21 protein-coding genes, 4 pseudogenes and 1 riboswitch are annotated in these 23,854 nt (G+C 71.5%); of the genes and pseudogenes, 15 read left to right on the top strand and 10 right to left on the bottom strand.

What is annotated here, in order from left to right; all coding sequences use genetic code 11:
- Positions 1–41: 41 nt before the first annotated feature.
- The gene (locus KBI5_RS05270) at positions 42–791 is read left to right on the top strand and encodes a helix-turn-helix transcriptional regulator (protein ID WP_085014459.1); all 750 of its coding nucleotides are present in this window, start codon (positions 42–44) and stop codon (positions 789–791) included.
- A 218-nt stretch (positions 792–1,009) separates the two neighbouring features.
- Here the strand turns inward: KBI5_RS05270 and KBI5_RS05275 are convergent, their stop codons facing one another.
- Complete coding sequence (locus KBI5_RS05275) at positions 1,010–1,318, bottom strand: hypothetical protein (RefSeq protein ID WP_023841126.1); 309 nt, start codon at positions 1,316–1,318, stop codon at positions 1,010–1,012.
- 92 nt (positions 1,319–1,410) lie between these two features.
- Between KBI5_RS05275 and KBI5_RS05280 the strand changes: the two genes are divergently transcribed.
- From KBI5_RS05280 to KBI5_RS05290, 3 genes are all read left to right on the top strand, one after another.
- Positions 1,411–1,938, top strand: a complete 528-nt coding sequence (locus KBI5_RS05280) for an NUDIX hydrolase (protein WP_011437272.1) — start codon at positions 1,411–1,413, stop codon at positions 1,936–1,938.
- Positions 1,935–2,159, top strand: coding sequence for a hypothetical protein (locus KBI5_RS05285; protein WP_023841125.1), 225 nt, complete (start codon positions 1,935–1,937; stop codon positions 2,157–2,159). The genes KBI5_RS05280 and KBI5_RS05285 overlap by 4 nt, the downstream gene beginning before the upstream one ends.
- Before the next feature lie 484 nt (positions 2,160–2,643).
- On the top strand, positions 2,644–4,335 hold the full coding sequence (locus KBI5_RS05290) for an IS66 family transposase (RefSeq protein WP_085014460.1): 1,692 nt from the start codon (positions 2,644–2,646) through the stop codon (positions 4,333–4,335).
- A 64-nt stretch (positions 4,336–4,399) separates the two neighbouring features.
- On the opposite strand, the gene KBI5_RS05295 is transcribed toward KBI5_RS05290, so the two are convergent.
- From KBI5_RS05295 to KBI5_RS05305, 3 genes are all read right to left on the bottom strand, one after another.
- The gene (locus tag KBI5_RS05295) at positions 4,400–4,840 is read right to left on the bottom strand and encodes a transposase (protein WP_011437270.1); all 441 of its coding nucleotides are present in this window, start codon (positions 4,838–4,840) and stop codon (positions 4,400–4,402) included.
- Positions 4,841–4,951: 111 nt separating this feature from the next.
- Positions 4,952–5,281: a helix-turn-helix transcriptional regulator gene (locus KBI5_RS05300; protein WP_011437269.1), complete on the bottom strand. Its 330-nt coding sequence runs from the start codon at positions 5,279–5,281 to the stop codon at positions 4,952–4,954.
- Complete coding sequence (locus tag KBI5_RS05305) at positions 5,278–5,655, bottom strand: type II toxin-antitoxin system RelE/ParE family toxin (RefSeq protein WP_085014461.1); 378 nt, start codon at positions 5,653–5,655, stop codon at positions 5,278–5,280. Before KBI5_RS05305 ends, KBI5_RS05300 begins: the two co-directional genes overlap by 4 nt.
- Before the next feature lie 443 nt (positions 5,656–6,098).
- On the opposite strand from KBI5_RS05305, the gene KBI5_RS05315 reads away from it, so the two are divergent.
- From KBI5_RS05315 to KBI5_RS05340, 8 genes and pseudogenes are all read left to right on the top strand, one after another.
- Positions 6,099–7,070, top strand: coding sequence for an Rpn family recombination-promoting nuclease/putative transposase (locus KBI5_RS05315; RefSeq protein ID WP_011437267.1), 972 nt, complete (start codon positions 6,099–6,101; stop codon positions 7,068–7,070).
- Positions 7,071–7,371: 301 nt separating this feature from the next.
- Entirely contained in the window at positions 7,372–7,524 is a 153-nt protein-coding gene (locus KBI5_RS27580; RefSeq protein WP_011437266.1) for a hypothetical protein, read from the top strand.
- A 119-nt stretch (positions 7,525–7,643) separates the two neighbouring features.
- Positions 7,644–7,842, top strand: a riboswitch (cobalamin riboswitch).
- A 35-nt stretch (positions 7,843–7,877) separates the two neighbouring features.
- A pseudogene (bluB, locus tag KBI5_RS05325) lies at positions 7,878–8,543 on the top strand (5,6-dimethylbenzimidazole synthase); the annotation flags it as partial.
- Between the two features lie 115 nt (positions 8,544–8,658).
- Positions 8,659–8,711 (top strand): annotated as a pseudogene (locus tag KBI5_RS28610) (type II toxin-antitoxin system prevent-host-death family antitoxin); the annotation flags it as partial.
- Positions 8,712–8,757: 46 nt separating this feature from the next.
- Positions 8,758–8,931, top strand: coding sequence for a hypothetical protein (locus KBI5_RS27590; protein WP_235187108.1), 174 nt, complete (start codon positions 8,758–8,760; stop codon positions 8,929–8,931).
- Positions 8,928–9,317: a type II toxin-antitoxin system VapC family toxin gene (locus tag KBI5_RS05335; RefSeq protein WP_085014462.1), complete on the top strand. Its 390-nt coding sequence runs from the start codon at positions 8,928–8,930 to the stop codon at positions 9,315–9,317. Before KBI5_RS27590 ends, KBI5_RS05335 begins: the two co-directional genes overlap by 4 nt.
- A gap of 77 nt (positions 9,318–9,394) precedes the next feature.
- Positions 9,395–9,571 (top strand): hypothetical protein, encoded by a 177-nt coding sequence (locus KBI5_RS26855; RefSeq protein WP_023841116.1) that lies wholly within the window; start codon positions 9,395–9,397, stop codon positions 9,569–9,571.
- Between the two features lie 337 nt (positions 9,572–9,908).
- Positions 9,909–10,493, top strand: coding sequence for a superoxide dismutase family protein (locus tag KBI5_RS05340; RefSeq protein ID WP_085014463.1), 585 nt, complete (start codon positions 9,909–9,911; stop codon positions 10,491–10,493).
- 173 nt (positions 10,494–10,666) lie between these two features.
- On the opposite strand, the gene KBI5_RS05345 is transcribed toward KBI5_RS05340, so the two are convergent.
- Both KBI5_RS05345 and KBI5_RS05350 read right to left on the bottom strand, forming a co-directional pair.
- Positions 10,667–12,298 (bottom strand): serine/threonine-protein kinase, encoded by a 1,632-nt coding sequence (locus KBI5_RS05345; RefSeq protein ID WP_085014464.1) that lies wholly within the window; start codon positions 12,296–12,298, stop codon positions 10,667–10,669.
- A 374-nt stretch (positions 12,299–12,672) separates the two neighbouring features.
- Entirely contained in the window at positions 12,673–14,439 is a 1,767-nt protein-coding gene (locus tag KBI5_RS05350) for an LppP/LprE family lipoprotein (protein ID WP_085014465.1), read from the bottom strand.
- 517 nt (positions 14,440–14,956) lie between these two features.
- On the opposite strand from KBI5_RS05350, the gene lat reads away from it, so the two are divergent.
- The 3 genes from lat to KBI5_RS05365 all read left to right on the top strand — a co-directional run bounded on the left by lat (position 14,957) and on the right by KBI5_RS05365 (position 20,001).
- Complete coding sequence (gene lat / locus KBI5_RS05355; protein WP_085014477.1) at positions 14,957–16,381, top strand: L-lysine 6-transaminase; 1,425 nt, start codon at positions 14,957–14,959, stop codon at positions 16,379–16,381.
- On the top strand, positions 16,378–18,063 hold the full coding sequence (locus KBI5_RS05360; protein WP_085014466.1) for an aldehyde dehydrogenase family protein: 1,686 nt from the start codon (positions 16,378–16,380) through the stop codon (positions 18,061–18,063). The genes lat and KBI5_RS05360 overlap by 4 nt, the downstream gene beginning before the upstream one ends.
- A 279-nt stretch (positions 18,064–18,342) precedes the next feature.
- Positions 18,343–20,001, top strand: a complete 1,659-nt coding sequence (locus KBI5_RS05365; RefSeq protein WP_241882662.1) for an MFS transporter — start codon at positions 18,343–18,345, stop codon at positions 19,999–20,001.
- Between the two features lie 58 nt (positions 20,002–20,059).
- On the opposite strand, the gene KBI5_RS05370 is transcribed toward KBI5_RS05365, so the two are convergent.
- The 4 genes and pseudogenes from KBI5_RS05370 to KBI5_RS05380 all read right to left on the bottom strand — a co-directional run bounded on the left by KBI5_RS05370 (position 20,060) and on the right by KBI5_RS05380 (position 23,824).
- Positions 20,060–21,598, bottom strand: coding sequence for a class I SAM-dependent methyltransferase (locus KBI5_RS05370; RefSeq protein WP_241882664.1), 1,539 nt, complete (start codon positions 21,596–21,598; stop codon positions 20,060–20,062).
- A 133-nt stretch (positions 21,599–21,731) separates the two neighbouring features.
- A complete protein-coding gene (locus tag KBI5_RS26140) occupies positions 21,732–21,908 on the bottom strand; it encodes a hypothetical protein (protein WP_011437256.1) in 177 nt (58 codons plus the stop codon).
- An 11-nt stretch (positions 21,909–21,919) separates the two neighbouring features.
- Positions 21,920–22,090: pseudogene (locus KBI5_RS05375) on the bottom strand (PHP domain-containing protein); the annotation flags it as partial.
- 130 nt (positions 22,091–22,220) lie between these two features.
- Positions 22,221–23,824: pseudogene (locus KBI5_RS05380) on the bottom strand (pyridoxal-dependent decarboxylase).
- Between the last annotated feature and the right edge of the window lie 30 nt (positions 23,825–23,854).

A 23,854-nucleotide genomic window follows, 5' to 3' on the forward strand; every position in this document is an offset into this window, starting at 1 on the left:
ATCACGTTGATACCCAGGCGGCATCCCACGGGAGCGATCACATGCCGGAGCTGGCCGCGCCTTACTGCGAGTGCGGCACCCGGCTGGCCGCCGACAACGCCGGCCCCCGCTGCACCGGATGCCTGGGGCGAGTCCGCCGGGAAGCCGAAGGCCCGCCGGCGCTTCCGGATCACTTCTGGCAGACCGATCAACTCCGCGACGCCTTCGCGGCCCAGCACATCGGCCTGATCTCCGTGGCCTACCGCCAAAGCCCGTACCACCGCCGGCCCATCAGCCAGGAGCGGCTTGGTGGGTGGCTCAATTTGACCCAGGCCCAGGTGAGCCGGATCGAGAGTGGCCCGCCCATCCGGGACTTGGACCGCCTGACGMACTGGGCCAGGACACTTCGGCTGCCGCCTGCCCTGCTTTGGTTCGACCTTCCCGGGCAACCGCGGGTACCCCTGGCGGCGTCTTCCACGCCGGCCTGGATGGGTGGACCGGGTTACGGCTCCATCGCTGCCACCGTCGAGGGTGGAGCCCTGGAGACGATCCGCGCCGCCGCCCTGGCCTTCCGGGCTGCCGACCGCCAGCTCGGGGGCGGGCGGCTGTACCCAGTGGTAGTGCGGTTCATCCAGACCGAAGTTGCTCCGCAGCTGGTGGGCCACCAGCACCCGCCGTCGGCGGTATTTTCGGCGGCCTCGTCGCTGACGGACATGGCCGGCTGGCCTACGACGACGAGCGGGGCGACCTCGCGGGGCAGCACTTCGTGCAGGCCTTCGGCCTTGCCACCGCCGCCGGCGACCAAGCCCTGAGTGCCCAAGCCCTCGTGAGCCAGAGTCACCTAGCCTTGGAGGATGACCGTCCCCGCGACGCCGTCCGGCTGGCCGAGGCTGGCCTTGCCCTGGTGCCGGATGATCCGGGCTGCGGCGCATTGCGTACCCGGCTTCATGCCATGAAGGCCAGGGGCAGCGCCTTGGCCGGAGCACCGGCCGACTGCTTGACCGCCCTCCGGGCCTCCGTACTGGAACTGTCACGTGCCGCCACCGGTGGCCACGAGTGGCTGAGCCCATTCGACGAAGCAGCGCTGGCCGCTGAGGCCGCCATTTGCTTGCGGGATCTTCGTGACCTTGCCGGAGCCGAGCGCCAGGTTGCCCGCGTGCTGGAGCTTCGAGGCCCCGACCGGGTTCGTAGCCGGGCCTTCGGGAACCTGACCTTGGCCACGGTGCGTCTTGGGGCCGGCGACCTTGAGGGGGCGTGTGAAGCCGGCGGCCAGGTGCTCGACGTGACGCCGCATCTGGCATCCGATCGCGTCGTCGGCCAGCTTCGGGCCCTTGGCCACCGGCTTGAACCTCACGGAGCTGTTGGGCCCGTAGCCAATTTTCTTGGGCGGATGACCACGACGTTGCCACGACCCCGGCCGGCTGAGGCTTCATGAACATCGAACAGGAGTGGGAGGCCAGCTACGCCGGCCGCGATGCCGCCGAGTTCGCCCACCTGGCCGAAGGCAACGCCCGCCAGGCCCGCAAGCGGGTATCGGCTGATGCTCTGATCCGCGACGAAGCCGGCCGCCTCCTGCTGGTTGATCCGACATACAAGCCGGATTGGGATCTACCGGGCGGGATGGCTGAAGCCAACGAGCCGCCGCGGGACGCCCTGCGGCGCGAGCTGAAGGAAGAACTCGGTCTTGATCCGCAGGTGGGTGACCTGCTGTGCGTGGACTGGGTTTCACCGCATGGGCCGTGGGATGACCTGCTGGCCTTCGTCTTCGACGGCGGCGCCCTCACCCAGCAGCAAGCGCAGGGGCTGCGCTCCGTGGACCCGGAGCTGGCGGCCGTCCGCTTCTGCTCCCCGGAGGAGGCGGCCCAGCTACTCCGGCCGTATGTATGGCGGCGGGTACACGTAGCACTCGCCGTGCTGGGCGGAGGAGGTGTCCGCTACCTCCAGGACGGCCATAGTTGACCGTCCTGGTGCTGCTGGGACGGTCGTTCAACAGAAGTACAGGCACTTTGCACCAGCCTGCCGCCCTCGACAACTCCGCGCGAGCCTGGGCGGTGGAGCTGGCCCGCGCAGCCTGGCGCATGTTCGTCGTCGTCTGCCTGGCCATCGAGGTCACGCATTGCGTCCTGAGTGGTCGCAAGCGGCCCCGGCACCGCCGCTTGCCGAGCATCCGGCCRCCCTGAAGCGGCGCAAATGAAAAAGCGGCTGCCCGCTGGAACGGGAGCCGCAATAAGCACTAACGGAAAAACTCACTCTTAGCTTACCGGGCATCCGGATGTCGGTCAATGCCTTTCGTCAGCCTACCCCTCCCCTTACAAGTCAAAGGGGTCGCGGCCGGTGCTCGGCTAAGAGGGACAGTAAACAAGGAACTCCGCCATGAGCGCCTTCATGGTATCTAATACACACATTGATRCCCTCCTCACAGCTGCTCTCCATTTCGGYACGCAACTTCCCTTGTCCTGGTATGACACCAAAGAGAAACCCGCTGAGGGCTACCAGCGAGGAGCACCCTGGGGGCCAGGGACGGCCGAGTGGTAAAACAACACCGCCGTACCTTGACGCCAGAGAGTGTCCATTCACGGGTGTGCCGGGGTAGCCCGCTGACCTTGGGGTTTGTGTTGCGGGGACGTGCTGTGGCCGTTGCTTGATCCTGGTGGCTGGGCGTGGATGATCAGGGTTGTGGCTGAGCTGTCCGCGTCGTCGTGGGAGTCGCGTCTCGCGGCTGCCGAGGCGCGGATCGAGGAACTCGCCGTCGGGCAGGCCGCGTCGGTGGCGGCGAACGAGCGGTTGGTGTCGGTCAACGAGCGGCTGCGTCGGGTCGTGGAGGACTCGGCCGCGCGGCATGAGGTGGAGCTTGGCGCGGTGCGCGCCGAGCGGGACCGGGCCGTGCGGCGGGTCGAGGAGCTTGAGCTCGAGTTCGCCGAGCTGCGCCGGCGGCTGTYGCGGGACAGCACGAACTCCTCTGTGCCGCCGTCGAAGGATCCGGTCGGGGCGAGGGAGAAGCGGAAGGCCGAGCGGCGGGCGTCCTCGGAGCGGGTCCGGTCGAAGGAGAAGAAGCCGGGTGGGCAGCCGGGTCATCCGGGGGCGGGGCTGGCCCGGGAGGAGACGCCGGACCGGTCGTTATCGGCGGACCCGCCGTCGGAATGCTCGTCCTGCGCGGCGGATCTGTCCGGCGCGGGGGTGCTGGCGGACGGGTGGGCGCAGGTCTGGGACCTGCTCGAACCGGTGCTGGAGAAGGTCGAGTGGGCGCTGCCTCGGCGGCGCTGCGCGTGCTGCCGGAAGGTCACCACCGCCGTGGTTCCGGGGGTGCGGCACGCGGCGGCGGGCGCGGTGTCCTGCGGGCCCAGGCTGCACGGCGCGGCGGTGCTGCTCGCCTCCGAGGGCAACGTGCCGGTGGAGCGGGCCGCGATGGTGATCGACGGGCTGCTGGGGGTGCCGGTCTCGTCCGGGTTCGTCGCCCGCGCGAACGAGCGGCTCGCGCAGGATCTTCAGGCTGCCGGGTTCGACGAGGCGATGAAGGCGGCGCTGCGGGCCGAACCGGTGCTCTGCGGGGACGAGTCGCCCGTCAACGTGCTGCGCAAGGATCGTGACGAGGTCACCGGCACCGCCCTGTCGGGCACCCCGCACCTGCTGGTGGTGCGCACCCCGGCGCCCGGGCTGGTCTGGTATGCGGCGATCAGCTCCCGCTCGTCCGGGGCGATCGACGCCACCGGCGTCCTCACCGGCTGGCACGGCTACCTGACCCGCGACGACTACGCCGGCTGGCACCAGTACGACCCCACGCTCGCCGGCGTGCAGTTGTGCTGTGCCCATCTCATCAGGGCGTTGCGTGCGGTGCTGATCCTCGCGCCGAAGGTCCAGAAGTGGGCGGGCCGGCTCATCGACCTGCTCCGCGAGGCCAACGGCCTGGTCGTCGCCGCCCGCGCCGCCGGGAACAGCCGCCTCGGCCAGGCCGCGATCGACGCGCTGCGGGCCCGCTACGACGCCGACGTCCGGATCGGCGAGCTGACGAACATGTCCCGCCCCTGGGCCGACGAGAAGAACCATCCCGGCCTGGTCCTCGCCCGCCGCCTCGCCGCGAAAGCCGACCAGGTCTGGCTGTTCCTGACCGACTTCAAGATCCCCTGGACGAACAATCCCAGCGAGCAGGCGATCCGTCTCCCGAAACGCCACCAGGCCGTCTCGGGCTACTGGCACACACCCACCACTCTCGCCGCCTACCTCCGCGTGCGTTCCTACCTCGTCTCCGCCCGCGACCACGGCCTGACCGCCGTCGACGCCATCCGCCTCGCCCTCGCCGGTACGCCCTGGATGCCAGCCAGGCGCGCGGCCAGCCCCACACACGCTCTCGCCACCTAAACCAACATCAACACGGGGCTGCTCAAGCCGTCACCCGTGAATGGACACTTGACTGGGGGCGGGGTCAAACGGTCGTAGCGACGCCTCGATAGGATGATCGCGATGGCGTCGAGGCTGCGGGCAGCCAGGTGCACCAGCGCGGTCCGCTTGATCTGTGACCACACCCCTCCGCCGGGTTCAGCTCGGGGGCATAGGCCGGCAACGCCACCACGCTCACCCCATCGGCGTGTTCCTGGAGAAACGCGGCCATCTCCGCCTGGCGGTGGATGTTCACCCCGTCCCAGACCAGGATCATCCGGCCCCCGGGAAGCTGGGCGTGCGCGGCGGCCAGCAGATCCCGGCAGTCCTGCCAGCCGATGCCTTTCCGGCCGCTGCCACCACGCCAGGTCCGGGCCCGGTAGAGCAGCCCTGGGCCGCCACCCGGGGCGGTAGCAGACCATCGGCGACCACACTCACCCGTCCGGACCCGCCCGGCCGGGTACCCGCACCACCGGTGTTCGCCCACGTCGACCCCAGGTCCGTGCCCGTGGCGGCCTGCGGCTCTGTCCTGTCTCGCCGAGGAAACCCGGCCCAGGCCGCTTGCTCCAGACAGTGCGGGGGCGTGGTTTGTTGCCTGTCACGCAGCGGGCGTGTCGGTGCCGCGCAGGATGTAGAGATCGTCGCCGAAGACGGCGGTGATCTGGATCTGGCCGCCGAGGGCCTGGACGTAGCGGGCGATGACGTCGACGGTGGAGACGTCGCCGCGTTCGATCTGGGAGACCCGGCTCTTGCTGACACCCATGTGCTCGGCGACCTCGGTCTGGGTCAGGCCGAGGAGCCTGCGGCGTTCAGCGAGGCGGTGGCCGTCGATGTAGGCCTGGTTGCGCCTGCGGGCCTCGGTCAGGGTCTCCTCGGCGTCGGCGATCAGATCGGCGCGGACGTCGTTCCACCGGGGGAATCTGGTCATGAGCTGCCCTCCTCGGCTTCCCGTTCCTTCATGTACTCGGCGTACAGCGTCTCCGCGCGTGGGATCGCCGTGCGGTACCAGCCGGACCAGTCGCCCGACTTGTCCCCACCGACCAGCAGGATGGCGCAGCGCCAGGGATCGAAGACGAACAGGACGCGGATCTCCGAGGTGCCCGCGGAAGCTGGCCTGAGCTCCTTGAGATTGTGGATCTCCGAGCCGACCAGGYGGTCGACCAGTGGTCGGCCCAGGCTTGGCCCGGCATCGGCCAGCCGATCGATCGCGTCGACGACGAGCGCCCTGGACCTCGGATCGAGCTCGTTGACCCAGGCCAGGAACTCGTTCGTCACGCGGACTTCCCATTCGTCCACAGACAGAGTTTAGCAAATTCTCGACCTCGGACGTGGGAGCGGCGGCGCCGGGCTCGCTGTCTTCTACGTGGCCGGCCGTGGTGTCTCGACCTCGCGGACACGTAGCGTGGCCACGTCGCGTACCCGAGTTTCGGTGAAATCTGCGAGCAGATCTACTATCCCGTGCTTGAGGCAACCGTAGGCCGGCCGTACGCGCGGCAACAGCGACACCACCGGCGCGATCCGCGGCGGTGGTGTCACCACGGGGCTGAAGTGGAAGCGCCGGCGTGAGCCGCTGTCGATCGTCGGCGAAGTGGACGCCGCGGTACGCGAGGCGTGCTGGGAACTCGGCGCTATCGTTGCCGCCAGTCTGGCAGACGGCTTGAGCGCCGCCCCCGTTGGCCGTGTGGATCGGGAGCTAGCTGTGCGGCGCCGTCTGGGATGTCGGTGTTCGCCGGTACGGTGCCGCCATGTCGAGTCCGCCTTCGCCGCATGACGCGGTGTTCCGCCGGGTCCTCGGTGTGCCGTCGAACGCGGCGTCGCAGCTGCGCGCGACGCTGCCGGCGGCTCTTGTGGCCCGCCTCGACCTCGACCGGCTGGCGATTGTCCCCGGTAGCCTGGTCGACGCCACGCTGCGGTGGCGGCACACCGACCTGCTCTTCACCGCTCCGCTTGACGGCCATGAGGCGTTCATCTACGTCCTCGTCGAGCACCAGAGCAGCAGCGACCCGCTTATGGCGTTCCGGATGCTGCGTTACGTCGTGCGTGTTTGGGACCGCTACCTGGCAGACCATCACAAAGCGGCCCGGCTGCCAGCGGTGGTCCCGCTGGTCGTGCACCACAACGAGCACGCGTGGGTCGCCCCGACTCAGGTGCTCGACCTGGTCGACCTGGCTCCGGACCTCGCCGGCGCCTGGCGGGAGCATCTGCCCCGGTTCCAGTTCCTGCTCGATGACCTGGTTCGCGTTGACGAGCGGGAGCTGCGGGAGCGTCCGCTGACGCACTCGGTGCGGCTCACTCTGCTCCTCCTCAAGATCGTCCCTGGTAACCCCCGGCTCGCCCAGGACCTGCGACCGTGGGTCGACGAACTGCGCGCGGTCCTCGACGGCCCGGATGGCAGGGAGGAGTTCGCCACTTTGCTGCGTTACATTGAGCTGGTCGGAGAAGCGGACGCCCGCGACGAGTTGCATGACCTGATCGCCGGCCTTGGACCTGAGGCGGAGGATGCCTACATGACCATCGCAGAGATGCTCCGTGCCGAGGGTCGTGTCGAGGGTCGCGTCGAGGGTCGTGTCGAGTCGCTCCTCCAGCTGTTGACCCTCAAATTCGGTCCGCTTCCCGAGGCCGCGCTCGCCGCTGTGCACGACGCCTCCGCCGGCCAGCTCCAGACCTGGACCGCTCGCGTCCTGATCGCCGACACGCTCGACCAGCTTTTCCTCTGACCAGCTGCAACGCCGCGGTAGCTCTCTTCGCGCGGGTTGCCTGTCAGCACGAGYACGCGTCCTGACGCGCCTTCAGCCCGGCCGCGGCGATGTTGGCCGGGTCGCCGCGGGGGATCGCGTCGGTGACCACGCGCACCAGGCGCACCCCCACCCATATGCACGTACTGGCCTTCCCGGACATGGATGATCCGTTCGGGTCCCCCGCTCCGACCGTGGTAGCCGGAACCCCCTGCTGTGCGAGATCATCCGGGCGCTCACCGCGACGGACCTGACAGCCGTCCCGCTGCGCTCGCTGCGGCAGGTGACCGAGCTACGGCTCGGCCTGCCCCAACCGCGCGACGACCGCGTCGCCGCGCTCACAGCGGCGCTGGCCGGTGATCCCGCCGATCCGCGGACTCGGGCCGAGTTCGGCGCCACCGTCGGGGCGAGTGAACGTACAGTGAACGTACCTTGAGCCGCCTGTTCCGTTGCCAGACCGGGATGACCTTCCCGCAGACCGTGCTCAGGTCCCCCAAACTCACCGGTCGACGGATCGCCGTCACCTTGGTATGTCGATTTATCCTGTATCGTCCCCAATGGCATCATGAGCGGGGTGCCCCGGGGGACCGGGGAGAATCGGGAAGCCGGTGAAAGTCCGGCACGGGCCCGCCGCGGTAACCGGGAAGTCGCCGTCCATGCGCGTCGCGCAGCCACTGGGCCCTCGGGTCCGGGAAGGCGGACGGCCGGCGTTGATCCGGAAGTCCGAAGACCGGCCCCGCATCGACGTCGCCCGTCGTCGTGCGGGCGGCCGGACAGCGGGAGCCTGCCATGCCCACCGACAGCCACCCCACCGACAGCCACCCCACGAACCTCCGCCCCACGGACCTCTACGATGTCCTGCACCGGCGGCGCGACGTGCGCGGCCAGTTCACCGGCGCGCCGATCCCCGCCGACGTGCTCGACCGGGTGCTCGGGGCGGCTCACGCCGCGCCGAGCGTCGGCCTCAGCCAGCCCTGGGACTTCATCCTCGTCACCGACGAGCGGTCCCGGCGGGCCTTCCACACCCATGTGCACCGCGAGCGCGCCGTCTTCGCCGGGGCCCTGGCCGGTGAGCGTGCAGCCCGGTTCGCCCGGATCAGGATCGACGGCATCCTGGAGTCGTCGTTGTCGCTGGTTGTGACCTACGATCCGCACCGCGGGGGGCCGGCGGTGCTGGGGCGGCACGCCATTGCCGACGCCGGCTTGTACTCGGTGTGCCTGGCGATCGAGAACCTGTGGCTCTCCGCAACCGCCGAGGGCCTCGGGGTGGGCTGGGTGTCGTTCTACCGGGAGCCGTTCGTTCGTGACCTGCTCGCCATCCCCGCCGACATCCGGCCCGTGGCGTGGCTCTGCCTCGGGCCGGTAACCCACCTTGAGCACGTTCCCGACCTCGAACGCCATGGCTGGGCCCGGCGGCGTCCCCTCGCCGACGCCGTCCACGCCGAGCGCTGGGGCRCGATGCCGTCCGGGGGCGCGATGCCGTCCGGGGACGGTGCTCCCRCTGATCCTGGAATCGAGGGGCCAGCGGGTGTCCAACACTTGTTGGACTTCAGGTATGACTGTGGTGAGCATGCGGGATCTCAGCCACGCCGTGGGTACCTGGGTTGACCGTGCGCACGCGGGAGAATCGATCGTCATCACTCGCAACGGACGACCGTGGGCGAGGCTGGTGCCCGAACTGACGCAGACGGGCAGTGACTACCTGGACCAACTCGTTGCCGAGGGGCGCGTTACCGTCCCCACCGCGAGCCTGGCTGATCTCCCCGAACCGACGTCTACGGGCAGCTGGGACGGCCGTGACTCCGTGGACGTGGTGGCGGAGCTACGCGGGGAATCTTCTTGAATTATCTGGACTCCAGCGCATTGATGAAGTTGACCCATCCGGAGCGTGGGACGCGTGCGCTGCGCTCCTGGCTTGCCGTCCGGCCAGGCGTCGCGGTGTCGTCCGCGCTTGTGATGCTCGAAGTGACCCGAGCGTTGCGCCGCAGCGACCCCGCCGCTCTTCCCCGTATCCCCGACGTCCCGTCGCGGATCACGCTCGTGCCCATCGACCAACCGATCATGGTCTCCGCCGCGGCCTTGACGGATCCGTTGCTGCGTTCGCCGGATGCCCTGCATCTCGCGACGGCGCTCCGGYTCGATGCGCCGTCACTGGTCTTCGTCAGCTACGACAAGCGCCTGTCGACCGCCGCCGCCCAGGAAGGCCTGACCGTTGCTGTGCCCGCCTGAGCCAGGTATGAGTATGTACCCATACCCATACCCATACCCATACCCATRCCCTACGAGCGTGTGAAGGGAGACGTCCCGTGACCGATGCCAACATCCGCATCCCTGGTGAGGCAGGCGACCGGCTCGCGGAGGTCGCGGCGGCCGAGGGTCTGTCTTTGCGCGCCTATCCCGCCCGTCTCGCTGATCAGGTCCTCACTCTGGACGACACTGCCTTGGTCGCAGCCGGCCGGGCAACGTCCTGGCGTCTCGCCTGATCCACCGGGCGCATGCCGAGCCTGGCTGGTTTCTTCGCCCGAGCCGGTGGCCGGCGTTGGGAGCGGACCATGCCTGAGGAAGGGTGGACCATGCCTGAGGAAGGGTGGACCATGCCTGAGCAAAACGTGGCGTCCGAGCAAAATATGGCGTCGGTGCTGCCCCGGTCCTTGGGTACTTCCTCGGATTCGCGCCGAGGATGGTGAGCCGGGCACCCCCGTTCGGCCCCACGTTTCCGTTCAGGTCGTGTTGAGCATTCCCGAAACCCGTGGCCAGGCTAGGCTCGTCCCACGTGAACGGCGTTCCCGAGCCACTGAACTAGCCGCTGAAAGGATCCTCATGCGACGGCGTCTGTCGATCACCCTGGCCGGCCTCGGCTTGTTCACCGCGTTGTTCGCCGCTGCGGCCTCGGCGGTGGCACCGGCGGCTCCGAGCGCCACGARGGTCGTCGCGGAGCCGGTCGCGTTCACGACCTGGAACGAGAAGCAGCCACCGGCGGCCGTCACCTACGACCGGCATCTCGTTCCGGTCGGCGCCGGGGCGGTCGTACTGGCGGCCGGCGGACCTCGTACCGTGGTGGGCTTGGTGGTTCAGGGGCTGCTGCCCGGCCACAGGTACGGGGCGCATGTTCATCAGAAGGCGTGCGGCGCGACGGGTACGGCGGCCGGGCCGCATTACCAGAACGTGCCGGATCCGGTACAACCCTCTGTCGATCCGGCGTACGCCAATCCACACAACGAGGTCTGGCTGGATTTCAGTACGGACGCCGACGGCAACGGCCAGGCGTTCGCCGTCGTCGACTGGAACTTCCGAGCCGGCGGTGCCAGGGCCGTCGTGCTCCACGAGCACGGGACGAGTGGCATGCCCGGCGAAGCCGGATCCGCCGGTCYGCGGGCGGCCTGCATCACCGTTCCGTTCTCCTAAATTTTTCCTAGATCCGATCGCTTCGCTATCTTGTGGCGAAGCCGAAGGCGGCGGTCGCGTAGCCGGTTTGCCACAGTCAGAGTCTCCGGTGCGTGGTGGATGAGCACCAGGACGCCGGACAGTGGCGTGACGCGGCCGTGCGGCGGGTTCAGCAGGGCGGCCGTGCGGCGGGTTCAGCAGGGCGGTGCGGTCGTCGCGCCCCCGACTGGGGCGCCCGTCGGGCAGCTTGTCGCCGTGGTCGAGGCGCCCGGGCTCGGCGACGGGGTCGGCGCGACCGTCGGGGAGGCGCCCGTCGGCTGCGATGGCCGGCTCGTAGGCGTGGCGCTCGGCTGCGCGCTCGCCGTGGTGGGTACCGGTGTCGCAGTGCCCGGGTCCGTCGGTGTCATCGGCTGTTCGTCGCCGACCGGGGGTGGGCTGGCCGGGCCGGGCCGAGCCGGGCCGGGCCGGGTGCCCGGCGTCCACAGCGGAGCACCGGCCGGCGGCTGGTTCGCGGGGCCGCCGGGGGCCGCCGGGCCGAACGACGGGGCGGGGGCGGCCGGTTCCACCTGGGGATCGGAGCCGCCGGCCCCGATGAGCGCGGCGACGAGCCCGACGAGCCCGACGATTCCAGCGAGCAGGACGACCGGCAGCGCTCCGTGCGCGCCCGGTGCCTGCCGCCGCCAGGACGCCGGGAGCCGGCCGAGCAGCATGCCGAGGAGCCCGCCGTCCGCCGGGTGTCGCGGCGGACCGGCTGCGCCGCCGTCGGCGGGATCCTGCACCGAGCCGTCCGCGCCCCGGCGGGGCACCGGGACGGTGCGCCACGACTGGTCGTCGCCCGGCGGTGGCGTCGGCCGGTTGGCCAGGGGATGGGTCGGCTGATCGGGCCGGTCAGGGTCCAGCGGCGCGCCGTTGCTGTTGCTGTTGCTGCCGTTGCCGGGTCCCGCGCTCAGCGGCGGGCGGGCCTGCCAGGGGGTGAGGGCCAACGCCGCAGCCCGGTCGGCGTCGGCCGGGGTGCGGACCGCGGAGTCCGAGACCAGGCTGCGGACCAGTTCGGCGGCGCTCGGGCGCTCCTCCGGCCGACGCCCGAGCGCCGCGCGCACCAGCGGGGCGAGCTTCACCGGCACGCCGGCGATGTCGGGTGGTCGGTCCTCGCGCATCCTGGTCAGYACGTCGGACTGCTCGGAGGCGAACGGCGGATGTCCCGTCGCCGCGTACGTCACGCAGGCGCCCCAGGCGAACACGTCGGCGGGGGGCCCGGCCCGTTCCCCGCGCAGCTGCTCGGGCGCCATCCAGGCCAGCGTGCCAATGAGAATCCCGGTGCGGGTGTGGCTGGGGATCCCCGAGGCCCGCGCGATGCCGAAGTCGATGACCTTCGGGCCGTCCCAGGCCAGCAGGATGTTCGAGGGCTTGAGGTCGCGGTGCACCACTCCGGCGGCATGGATGGCGATCAGCGCGTCGGCGAGTCCCACGCTGAAGCCGTGCAGCAGCCGTTCCTCCAGCCGGCCGTGGCGCAGCACCGCGTCGGCGAGGCTGGTGCCCTCCACGTATTCGGTCGCCAGCCACGGCGACGTGGCCTCGGGATCGGCGTCGAGTACCGCCGCGACCGCCCGGCCGTGCACCCGGCGGGCGGCGGCCACCTCGCGGCGGAACCGTTCCCGGAATTCGGGGTCGTCGGCGAACCGGGCGTCGGGAACCTTCACCGCGGCGGCCCGGCCGTCGGCGTTGAAACCGAGGTACACGGTGCCCATGCCGCCAGCGCCGATCCGGTTGTGGATCGTGAACGGGCCGACGTGGCGCGGGTCGTCGTCAACAAGCGGGGTCAGCATCGTGCCGCCTGTCCTGATCGCCGCGTTCGGTTCCGCGTTCGGTTCCGCGTTCGGCCGTGAGACTCGGAATGCCGGGGCTCACCCGAAAGCTCACTCCTTCGTCGGCGGTGGGCACGGGCCGAGGCCCGATGGCCGCCGGCCCGCGCCGCACCGGTGTCCGTGGGTCGACGGCATTCACAGCGTCATTCACAGCGTCCACGGCATCCGCGACGTCCACGGCCCCGCGAGACCCCTAACCCTGAACCGTAATGCTTCCAGCGCAGCGATGTGCGGCTGGGCGCGGAGGCGGGCGCCTCGGGTCCGCCACCCGYCACCGCCATCCGCCACCCGCCATCCGGTACCGCCCGCCGCCACCCGGACCCCGGCGGACGGCCCTACCGTCGGCTGCCGGAGACATTCGGGTCGCTCGGCGGAATCTTGTCCAGGGTGGAGAAGATTGTGCCAGTCCAGCGGAAGCGGACGTCGGCGTGGCCCGACGGGGCATCGACCGGGTCCCGCGGGTCGTAGGTGGCATAGCGCAGCACGACTTCATGATCGTTGCGCTGGCGCTGGAGGGTGATGCGCGCGCTGGGTGCCTTCGTGTCCGTGCCACGGTACTCACCGTCGGCGAAGACGAAGGCGAGCTGCCGGGGGGTGTCCCCGGCCGGCTGGCCGGTGCCGATCACTACGTTCAGTCGCCGGTCGGCCGCGTAGGTGCTCATGTCCGGCTCATAGCCCTTCCGGCGCACCGTGGCGGCGGCGTCGGCGGCGGACAGCGTCGCCACCGTGGTCGCCACCGTGGTCGCCACCGGTGTCGGGCTCGCTGACGCCGACGCCCGCGCCCGCGCCGATGCGGGCCCGGTTGTGGCGGGCGGCGCGGCGGCCTGCAACGGACCCGTCGTCCCGGCGGCCTGCAACGGACCCGTCGTCCCGGCGGCCGTCCCCGCCGTCGCCAGCGGGTCTGGCGTCGACCCCGTGATGGTGGGCGTGTCGTCGCTACGGTTGAGCACCAGGGCCGCCGCGAGGCCCCCGCTGAGCAGCACCGCGAGCAGCGCGGCCACCGCCACGACGGCTCCACGCCGCCCGCCGCCCCCGCTCCCGCCTCTGCCCGACCCGACGCGCCACCCGTCGTCCTCCCAGCCGTCAGCGCCGTGGCTCACGGTCGGCGGGGCGGACGCGCGGTGGTGGGCGGACGCGCGGTGGTGGGCGGACGCGCGGTGGTGGGCGGGATCGGGACCGTAGCCGGCGTCGCGGTACCCCCCGTGGGGACCCTCGCCGTCCGGCGGGGTCGGCGGCAACGACCACCAGCGGGCCAGCGCCGTCTCGCTGGCCCGGTCCGATTCGGCGGGGGAGCGGACGTCGTGGCCGACCAGTCGGGCGAGCAGCTCGGTGGCGGCGGGGCGGCGCGCCGGCTCCTTGTCCAGGGCCGCCCGCACGACGCCGACCAGGGACGCGGGCAACCCGTCGAGGTTGGGCTCCGCGGTGAGGATCTGCAGGCCGATCGCCTCCGCCCGTTCGCCCCGGAAGGGGGGCCGGCCGGCGGCGGCGAAGGTGACGCAGGCCCCCCAGGCGAAGATGTCGGCCGCGGGTCCGGCCCGCTCGCCGCGCAGCTGCTCGGGCGCCATCCAGACCAGGGTGCCGATCAGCATTCCCGTCCGGGTGTGGCTCGTGTTGTCCCCGGCGCGGGCGATGCCGAAGTCGATGACCTTCGGGCCGTCCCAGGTGAGCAGGATGTTCGCCGGTTTGAGGTCGCGGTGCACCACCCCGGCGGCATGGATCGCGACCAGGGCGTCGGCCAGACCGACGGCGAGTCCCTGGACCAGTCGATCGTCGAGCTGGCCGCGGGTGGCGACCGCGTCCGCCAGGTTCCTGCCCTCGACGTACTCCGTGGCCATCCACGGCCGTTGCCCGGTCAGGTCGGCGTCGAGCACAGCGGCGACGGCGCTGCCCCTGACCCGGCGGGCCGCGTCGACCTCGTGCCGGAAACGGGACCGGAACTCGGGATCGTCGGCGAGTCCGGCCGACGRCACCTTCACGGCCGCAGGCCTGCCGTCGGTGCCGAAACCGAGGTAGACGACGCCCATCCCACCCGCGCCGATGCGGTTCGCCAGCCGGTAGGGGCCGATGCGTCGGGGATCGTCCGTGGTCAGGGGCGTCAGCACGCCGCTTGCCTTCTCTCCGTCGTCGGGTGTCGGGGTAGCCCGGGTGTCGGGGTGGCCCGGGTGTCGGGGTAGCCCGGGTGTCGGGGTGGCCCGGCGGTTCCGGCGCACCTCGCGACGGTGCGGGGTGGAGATGCGCCGATTGTCTCCCGTGCCGTCCCCTGCACTCATCTGACGGCGTTGCCTTCGCTCTGTGTCAAGTGTCCGCCACTTTATGTGTGCGGTGTGGTCGACGCGCCGCTCGCGGTGTGGTTGACGCGTCGCCGCTACGCCCTGACGACCTTCGCGCGAAGATTTGTCCAATGCTTGGTATGGAACGAAAGAATTAGAGGTTGTAGCGTAATCTTGCAGGGATATTTTCGTAAGAAGATCGACGTCGCCGAGACGGCTCGTGGGATGGCGACGGGATCCGGATGAAAGTGGTCCGGGGGAGGAGAGCGGGATGGTCGTCCCCTTGCGGTCAGCCCAGCCCTTGCGGTCAGCCCAGGTGTCTGCGTCCGGTGCCCGGTCGGCGGACGCGATGCCGGCGGAGGGGCTAGCGGCGGACGCAGTGCTGAGCACGCTCGGTCGTCACGTCCTCGTCGACGGCTTCGACCTCGTCTGCGACCTGGCGATGAGCCGCGGCAGCGTGCTCGTCGACGCCCGTGATGGGCGGCGCTATCTCGACCTCTACAGCTTCTTCGCCTCGGCGCCGCTCGGGATCAACCCGCCGGACCTCGTCAACGACGCGGGCTTCGTCGCCCGGCTGGGCCGGGTGGCGGTCAACAAGCCGGCGAATCCGGACGTCGCCACCGTCGCCTACGCCGAGTTCGTGCGGACCTTCGCCCGGGTCCTCGGCGATCCGCAGTTGCCGCATCTGTTCTTCGTCGAGGGCGGGGCCCTGGCGGTGGAGAACGCGCTCAAGTGCGCCTTCGACTGGAAGAGCCGGCACAACGCGGCACACGGCCGTCCCGCGGCGCTCGGCCGTCGGGTTCTGCACCTGCGGAACGCCTTCCACGGACGCAGCGGCTACACCCTCTCGGTCACGAACACCGATCCGGTCAAGACCGAGCGTTTCCCCGTCTTCGACTGGCCGCGCATTGACTGCCCGGCGATGATGTTTCCCTGCGTGGGGCCGGCCCTCGACGCCGTGATTGCCGCGGAACGTGTCGCGCTCGGCCAGGCCGAGRCCGCCTTCGCCGCCCATCCCCACGACATCGCCTGCTTTCTGRCCGAACCGATCCAGAGCGAGGGCGGGGACAACCACCTGCGGGCCGAGTTCTTGGCCGCGATGGCCGCGCTCTGCCGGCGCCACGACGCGCTGTTCGTGCTCGACGAGGTGCAGACCGGTGTCGGCGCCACCGGCTCGGCGTGGGCCTACCAGCAGCTCGGCCTGCGCCCGGACGTCGTCGCGTTCGGTAAGAAGGTCCAGCTCGGCGGGGTGATGGCCGGCCGGCGGGTCGACGAGGTCGCCGACAACGTCTTCCGCGTGCCCGGGCGGATCAACTCCACCTGGGGTGGTGGCCTGGTGGACATGGTCCGCGCCACCCGCATCCTGGAGATTATCGAGGCACAGGGGCTCATGGCCCGGGCCGGCGAGCTCGGCGTGGGCATGCTTGCCGGGCTGACGGAGCTCGCGRCCCGCCACTCCCGGCTGCTGCGTAATCCCCGTGGGCGCGGTCTGCTCTGCGCGGTGGACCTGCCGGGCAGCGCCGTCCGGGACGAGGTGCTGCGGCGGCTGCGGGTGCGCGAGGGAGTCCTCGCGCTGCCCGCCGGGGAACGGGCCATCCGGTTCCGACCGGCGCTGACGGTGAGCGCCGAGCAGCTCGCCGCCGGGATCGCGGCCCTCGGCCGGGTCCTCGACGGACTGCCGGGTGGTGGATTGGACGGGCTGGGCGGATCCGATGGGCCGGGCGGATTAGATAGGCCGGATGGACCCGGTGGACCGGATGGGGGATCGTCATGACGCTGGTACGGCCACGGCGGGTTGGTGCGCTCATTGGCGGACGTCCGCGGGACGGACGTCCGCGGGACGGGTGCGCGCCGCCCGGCGCGGCCGAAGCGGAGCTCACCCCGGTCCGGACGGTGCCCTCGACCAACCCGGCCCGGCTCGACGACGTGGTCGCCGAGGTCGAGCTGGCCGGCCCGGAGACGATCCTTGCCGCCGCGGTGGCGGCCCGTGACGCCCAGCGCACCTGGGCAGACGTGCCGGCCCCGGTCCGGGGAAGCGTGATCGGCAATCTCGGCCGGCTCGTCGCGGACAACGCCGCCGCGCTCGCCCGGCTCGTCACCCGGGAGATCGGCAAACCGGCGGCCGAGGCTCGCGGCGAGGTCCAGGAGATCATCGACACCTGCGAGTTCTTCCGCGGCGAGGGACGCCGGCTTTACGGCGAGACCGTTCCCTCCGAGATGCCGGACAAGCAGCTGTTCACCTTCCGGGAGCCGGTCGGGGTGATGATGGTGATAACAGCGGGGAACTTCCCGGTGGCGGTGCCGTCCTGGTACATCGTGCCGGCCCTGCTCGCCGGCGACACCGTGGTCTGGAAGCCTGCCGAGTACGCGGCGGCCTGCGCGCAGGCCCTGGTCGAGCTGATGGCCGCCGCCGGGGTTCCCGCCGRCGCGGTGAACCTCGTGCCCGCCGACGGCGCGGCGACGTCGCTCGGGCTGGAGCGGGCGCTGGCGGCCGGCGTCGTCGACAAGGTCGGCTTCACCGGATCCACCGAGGTCGGCCGGTTCATCGGCGCCCTGTGCGGCCGGTACCTGCAGTCGCCGTGCCTGGAACTCGGCGGGAAGAACCCGATGGTCGTTGCGCCCGACGCCGATCTCGACGCCGCCGTCGAAGCGGCGGTGTTCGCCGGGTTCGGCACCGCCGGGCAGCGGTGCACCTCGCTGGGTACGGCGATCGTGCACGAGTCGGTGCACGCCGAGTTCGTGCGTCGGCTCGACGCCGCCGTGTCCGCGGCGGTCGTCGGCGATCCGACCCGGGACGTGCTGTACGGGCCGCTGCTCGACGCCCGGTTCGCGGCCGGGTTCGCCGACCATCTCGACCTGATCCGGGACCATCACCGGATCTTCGGGTCCACCGCGGTGGGACGGATCACGTCGGCCGGTTTCGGGACGTCGGCCGGTTCATCGACGCCGTTGACACCGGCAGGGCCGGGAAGGTGGCCGGGCGGACCGCGTCGCGGCTTCGTCGGCGATCCCGACTCCGGGCTGTACTACCACCCGGTGGTGCTCGACGGCGTGCGCCCGGACGACGAGGTGTTCCGCGAGGAGACGTTCGGTCCGATCATCGGCGTTACCACCTACCGCAGCCTCGACGAGGCCATCGACCTGGCGAACCTGCCCGGCTACGGGCTGTCGTCGTCGATCTACACCGGCGATGCGGCGAGCGCGTTCCGGTTCCGGCGGGGGGTGCGGGCCGGGATGGTCAGCGTCAACTCCTCGACGTCGGGCGCGGAGGCCCACCTGCCCTTCGGTGGCAACGGGCGGTCCGGTAACGGAAGCCGCCAGTCCGGTCGCTGGGTCCTCGACCAGGTCACCCGATGGCAGTCGATGAACTGGGACTACTCCGGCAGGTTGCAGAAGGCCCAACTCGACACGGCCGTGCCCCCGGCCGACCTGTCCTTCCGCCTGTCGGACCCGTGACGTTCCGACTGAGACGGGTGCCGTGCTGCCGTCTCGCCGTGCTGCCGTGCTGCCGTCTCGCCGTGCTGCCGTGCTGCCGTCTCGCCTCATGGACCCGATGGGGTTTTCTCGACGATGCGGAACAACGCGGCTGGTCACGGCGGATCGGGGCGTCCGGAGGTTCCGCCGTCCCGGTGCGTTGTCGCATCTCGCCGCATCCAGGACTGGGCCCCGGCGCCGGGCGCCGGTCCGCGCCATAGTCGGCRCATGCCAGACCTGGTGATGCAACCGATGCCCGGGATGCGGCCGACCCCCGGCACACGACGGGCCGGCCGCCGGGAATGGGCYGGTCTCGCCGTACTCGCCCTGCCCTGCCTGCTGCTGTCGATCGACGTGACCGTGCTGTACTTCGCCCTGCCGTTCATCACCGCACGCCTCGCCCCGAGCGGCGCCCAACTGCTCTGGATCGTCGACATCTACTCCTTCGTGCTCGCCGGCCTGCTGATCACGATGGGGACGGTCGGCGACCGGATCGGGCGTCGCCGGCTCCTGCTCTACGGCGCGGCCGTGTTCGGAACCGCGTCGGTACTCGCCGCCTACGCCACCGGCCCGGTCATGCTGATCCTCGCCCGGGCGGCGATGGGCGCCGCCGGTGCCACCCTGATGCCGTCGACCCTCGGGCTCATCCGGGTCCTGTTCGTCGATCCGGACCAGAGGCGCGTCGCCGTCGCCATCTGGACGGCGAGCTTCTCCGGCGGTGTCGCGCTGGGACCGCTGCTCGGCGGCTTCCTGCTGGAGCACTTCTGGTGGGGTGCCGTCTTCCTGATCAATGTGCCGGTGATGCTCCTGCTGCTGGTGCTGGGTCTCGCGTTCCTGCCCGAGTTCCGGGATCCGCGTCCCGGCCGCTTCGACCTGACCAGCGCCGGGCTCTCCCTCGCCGCCGTCCTCAGCGCGGTCTACGGCATGAAGCGCATCGCCGAACACGGCTGGACCGCCGTTCCGATGACCGCCTTCGTCGTCGGTGTGATCCTGGGTGGCCTCCTTGTGGTCCGGCAGCGCCGGGTCGACCAACCGCTGATCGATCCGCGGTTGTTCGCGTCCCGTGCCGTGCGCACGGCGTTGGCCGTCAACGCCCTCGCCCTGTTCGCCCTCGTCGGGTTCAGCTTCTTCGCCACTCAGTACCTGCAGCTCGTGGCGGGCCTGACCCCRCTGGTCGCCGGACTGTGGACGATGTTGCCGGCGACCGCAATGATTATCTCTGTGCTGGCCGCCCCCCGGCTGCTGCGGCTGCTGCGGCTGGGCGGCGCGCTTGGCGCGGGGCTGGTCGTCACCGCGCTGGGATTCGGCATCGCCAGTCGGCTCGGCGTCTCCGGGGGTCTGCCGGTGCTGCTCGGCGCCTATGCCGTGCTGATCAGCGGGGTCGGTGTCGTCCTCACGATCTRCACCGACGTCGTGCTCGGCAACGCCCCACCCGAACGGGCGGGTTCGGCCTCCGCCCTGTCCGAGTCGGCCATCGAGTTCGGGGGCGCGCTCGGGGTCGCCGTTCTCGGCAGCATCGCCACCGCCGTCTACCGGAACGAGGTGCCGACGCGGGCACCGTCCGGCCTGCCCACGATCGCGGTCGACGCGGCGCGGGAGACCCTCGGCGGTGCGGTGGAGGTCGCCCACCGGCTCCCCGGCGGCCTCCACCCGGGTGGTCTTGGCGACATGCTGCTGCGGGTGGCACAGGAATGCTACGTCGACGCGATGTCGGTGACCGCCCTGATTGCCATGACGGTCATGGCGGTCACGGCCATCGCCGTCGTGGTGGTGCTGCGCCGGGACGCTGCGCCGTCGATGCCTGAATCGTCAACGGTCGGATCGTCAACGGCCGGGGACGCGGTCGCCGGGCGGGCCGAGAGCGTCGGCACCGAAGGGTCCGACCGTACGGTGGCGGACTCCGCCGCTCCCGGGGCATAGGCGTCGCTTCCGATCGTAGACGCCGCTCCCGGGCGGGCTCCCGGGCGGCATAGCCGGGTCAGCCGGCCGTCGACTGGCTCGGTGCGGTCGTGGGCGTCGGTGCGGTCGTGGGCGTCGGTGCGGTCGTGGGCGTCGGTGCGGTCGTGGGCGTCGGTGCGGTCGTGGGCGTCGGTGCGGTCGTGGGCGTCGGTGCGGTCGTGGGCGTCGGTGCGGTCGACTGGCTCGGTGCGGTCGTGGGCGACTCGAAGCGGGGCCGCAGGGGCATGCCGGCGGTGCCGGCGTCCGGCCGGACCGCGAGGGTCTGGTGGATCTGGGTCCGCCCGCTCTCGAAGCTCAGCGCCGATCCGGCCATGTAGAGCCGCCAGACGCGGGCCCGACCCGCCCCGACCATGCCGACCGCGGCCGGCCAGTTCTTCTCCAGCAGGCGTACCCAGGCCCGCAGGGTCAGCGCGTAGTGCTCGCGCAGGGACTCGACGTGGCGCGCCTCGAAACCGGCCGCCTGCATCAGGGAGACCATGACCCCGATCTCGTGTAGTTCCCCGTCCGGGAAGACGTAGCGCTGGAGGAAGTCGCGTCCCCTCGGCAACGGGACCGGGCCGAGGCCGGGCCGGGCCCGGCGGGCCCCCGCGGGGTCGCCGGGAAACGAGATGCCGTGGTTGAGCAGGCGCCCCCCGGGGCGCAGCAGCCGGTACAACTGGTCGAAGTAAGTCGGGAGCATCGCCCGGCCGACGTGTTCCACCATGCCGATGGAACTGATCGCGTCGAAGGGGCCGTCCGGGATTTCCCGGTAGTCCTGCAGGCGGATCTCGATGACGTCGGCGAGGTCCGCCTCGGCGACGAGGCGGCGGGCCTGCGTGGCCTGTTCCACCGAGATGGTCACCCCCACGCCGCGGACCCCGTGGTGGCGGGCGGCGTGGATCAGCATGCTGCCCCAGCCGCAGCCGATGTCCAGCAACCGCTCGCCGGGACGCAGGCCCAGCTTGCGGCAGACCAGCTCGTGCTTGGCGTTCTGGGCGGCGTCCAGGCCGACCTGCTCCGATTCCCACACCCCGCAGGAATAGGTCATCGTCGGGCCGAGGATGAGGCGGTAGAACGCATTGGACACGTCGTAGTGATGGGATATCGCCGCCGCGTCCCGGTCCCGGGTGTGCTGCCGGCCGCGCAGCCGGGCCTCCTCGGGCGGCGGGGCCGGCATGCGCGGGCCGAGTTCGCGCAGCAGGGTCGCGGCGGCGCGGGCGGTCGCGCCGGTCAGCCGCGAGCCGGCACCGGCGATGCCTCGGCGCACCGCGAGGGCGGCGAAGATGTCCCCCTCGACGTCGATCTCCCCGGCGACGAAGGCCCGCGCGAAGCCCAGCTCACCCGGGCGGAACAGAATGCGGCGCAGCGCCTCCGGCGAGCGGACCAGGATCCGGGTGGTGGTGTCCGGTCCCAGCACCGAGCCGTCCCACAGCGCGATCCGTACCGGCGGGTCGTCCCCGATCAGGCTCTCGAACAAGATGCGCGTCGCCCGCGCCACGTTCGGTGACCACTGCGGCTCCCGGCGCGGAATGGTCGCTTCGGCAGGGTCGTGCTCCGCCGGCTGTCGACTGATCGTCACGGCGCATCCTCCGGTTGTTACCTGGGCTCATCGTCCCCCGGAAACCTGCTGCCGCAACGGTGTCGGGTGTTGCATGTCCGTATCCCCGACGGGATCCTCGGTAGCGGGAATGCTCCGGTCCGTCCCGCGCCGCTCAGGCCACGGCGGAGGCGCCGAGCAGGGCCTTGAGGTCGCCCATGAGGGCCGGAGTGCGCTGGACCGTATGCGCGTCGTCGAACCGGAACACGGTGGTGCGGCTCGCGGTCTGCAGCCGCAGGTGCACTTCCGTCCGCCCGGGAGGGGCGCCGAGAACCTCCCGCAGCCGCTCCACCGTCAGCGGCGCACCCGCTGCTTGAGCGGGCGGGATTCCGGCGCGACGTACGCCTCRCAGCCGATGATGGGCTTGACGCCGGCCGCCGTCGCCTGCTTGTGGAAGTCGTAGGCGCCGTACATGTAGCCGTGATCGGTGATTGCGACCGCCGGCATCTGCTGGCGGAAGACCTCTTTGAGCATGTCCTTCAGCCGAGCCGCCCCGTCCAGTGTCGAGTACTCGGTGTGAACGTGAAGGTGGACGGAAGAGTTGGACCGTCAGACCTTCCCGCGCGCGCGGTCCGGACACCTCCGCCGTCGTGTCTGCCGGGTACTACGAAGCGATACCGCCGCGGTGCGTACCGCCGCCGCTCGGCGCCGCCACGGTCGTCCCCCGCACGGTCGTCCCCCGCACGGTCGTCCCCCGCACGGTCGTCCCCCGCGCCTCGGCGACGGCGGCCTCGATCACCGCGATCGTCCGCTCCACCTCGCCGTCCGAGGTCGACCAGTTGCTTACCGAGATGCGCATCGCCGTGCGCCCCGCCACACCGTGCCGCTCACGAACGCCTCGCCGCTCGCCGTCACCGCGGCCGTGACCGCCGCCGTCAGCCGGTCGCCCTCCGCCCGCCCGGCCGCCGTCCGGTCGCCCTCCTGGTCTGCCACCACCCGGATCAGCACCTGGTTGAGCTCCACGACGCGGCCCGGGCCGGCTGACCCGGCTGACCCGGCTGACCCGGCTGGGCCGGCCACCGAGTTCAGCACCGTCACCCCGGGAAGAGCGGCGAGCCGCACGGCGAAGCGGTTGGCATACTCGCAGCACCGGTCCACCAGATCGCGCAGCCCCGCCCGGCCGAGCGAGCGCAGCGCCGCGTATACGGCGAAGGCCCGTGCCCGGCGGCTGAACTCCGGTGTCCAGTCGACCGGGTCGAGCCGGCCGGCGGAGTCGAGGACGAAGTAATCCGCCGAGACCGACATCGACCGCCGGTGCGCCTCGCGGTCCGCGATGAGCGCGATCCCGCAGTCGTACGGGACGTTGAGCCACTTGTGGCCGTCGGTCGCCCACGAGTCGGCCCGCTCGACCCCGGCGACGAGGGCGCGCCGGGACGCCGCCGCCGACACCGCCGCCCACAGCCCGAACGCACCGTCCACGTGTACCCAGGCGCCGTGTTCGCGGGCCAGCGCGCACACCTCCTCGAAGGGGTCGAACCCGCCGGTGTTGACCTCCCCCGCCTGGGCGATCACGATCGTCGGCCCGCTCCCGCCGCTCTCGTCGGCAAGGGCCGCCCGCAGCGCCTCGGGGCGCATCCGCCCGAGTTCGTCGGCCTCGACGGCGATCGTCGCGCGGGTGCCGAATCCGAGCAGGCGCAACGCGGCGTCGACGGTGGCGTGCCGGGCGGCACCGACCAGGACCCGCACGGGCGGCGCCCCGGCGAGACCGTCCGTCTCGACATCCCAGCCGGCCCGCGCCAGCACCCGGTGCCGTGCGGCCGCCAGGGCGGTCACGTGCGCCATCTGGGTGCCGGTGGTGAACCCGACGGACACCCCCGACGGCAGGCCGAGCAGTTGCGCGATCCAGCGGCCGGTCAGCGCCTCGACGGCGCTGGCGGCCGGGGAGAGGGAGGCCAGGGCGGCGTTCTGGTCCCACACGACGGTGAGCAGGTCGGCGGCGAGCGCCGCCGGCAGGGTCCCGCCGACGACGTAGCCGAAGAAGCGGCCCGAGCCGGTCGCGGTGAGGCCGCCGGCCACCGCGTCGACCAGGGCGTCGATGACCGCCACCGGGTCGCTCGGGCCTGCCGGCAGCGTGTCGCCGAGCCGGCGGCGGACCTGCTCGGCGGTCAGGCTGGGGCCGACCCGACGATCGGCCAGACCCGCCAGGTAGGCGTCGGCATGCCCGGCGGCGGCGCGCAGTGCCGCGCGGAGCGCGTCAACGGGCGGCATGCCTCGCATCGGTGGATCTCCTCGTCCGAG

The sequence above is a fragment of the Frankia sp. KB5 genome, from assembly GCF_002099325.1.
Lineage (GTDB): Bacteria > Actinomycetota > Actinomycetes > Frankiales > Frankiaceae > Frankia > Frankia casuarinae.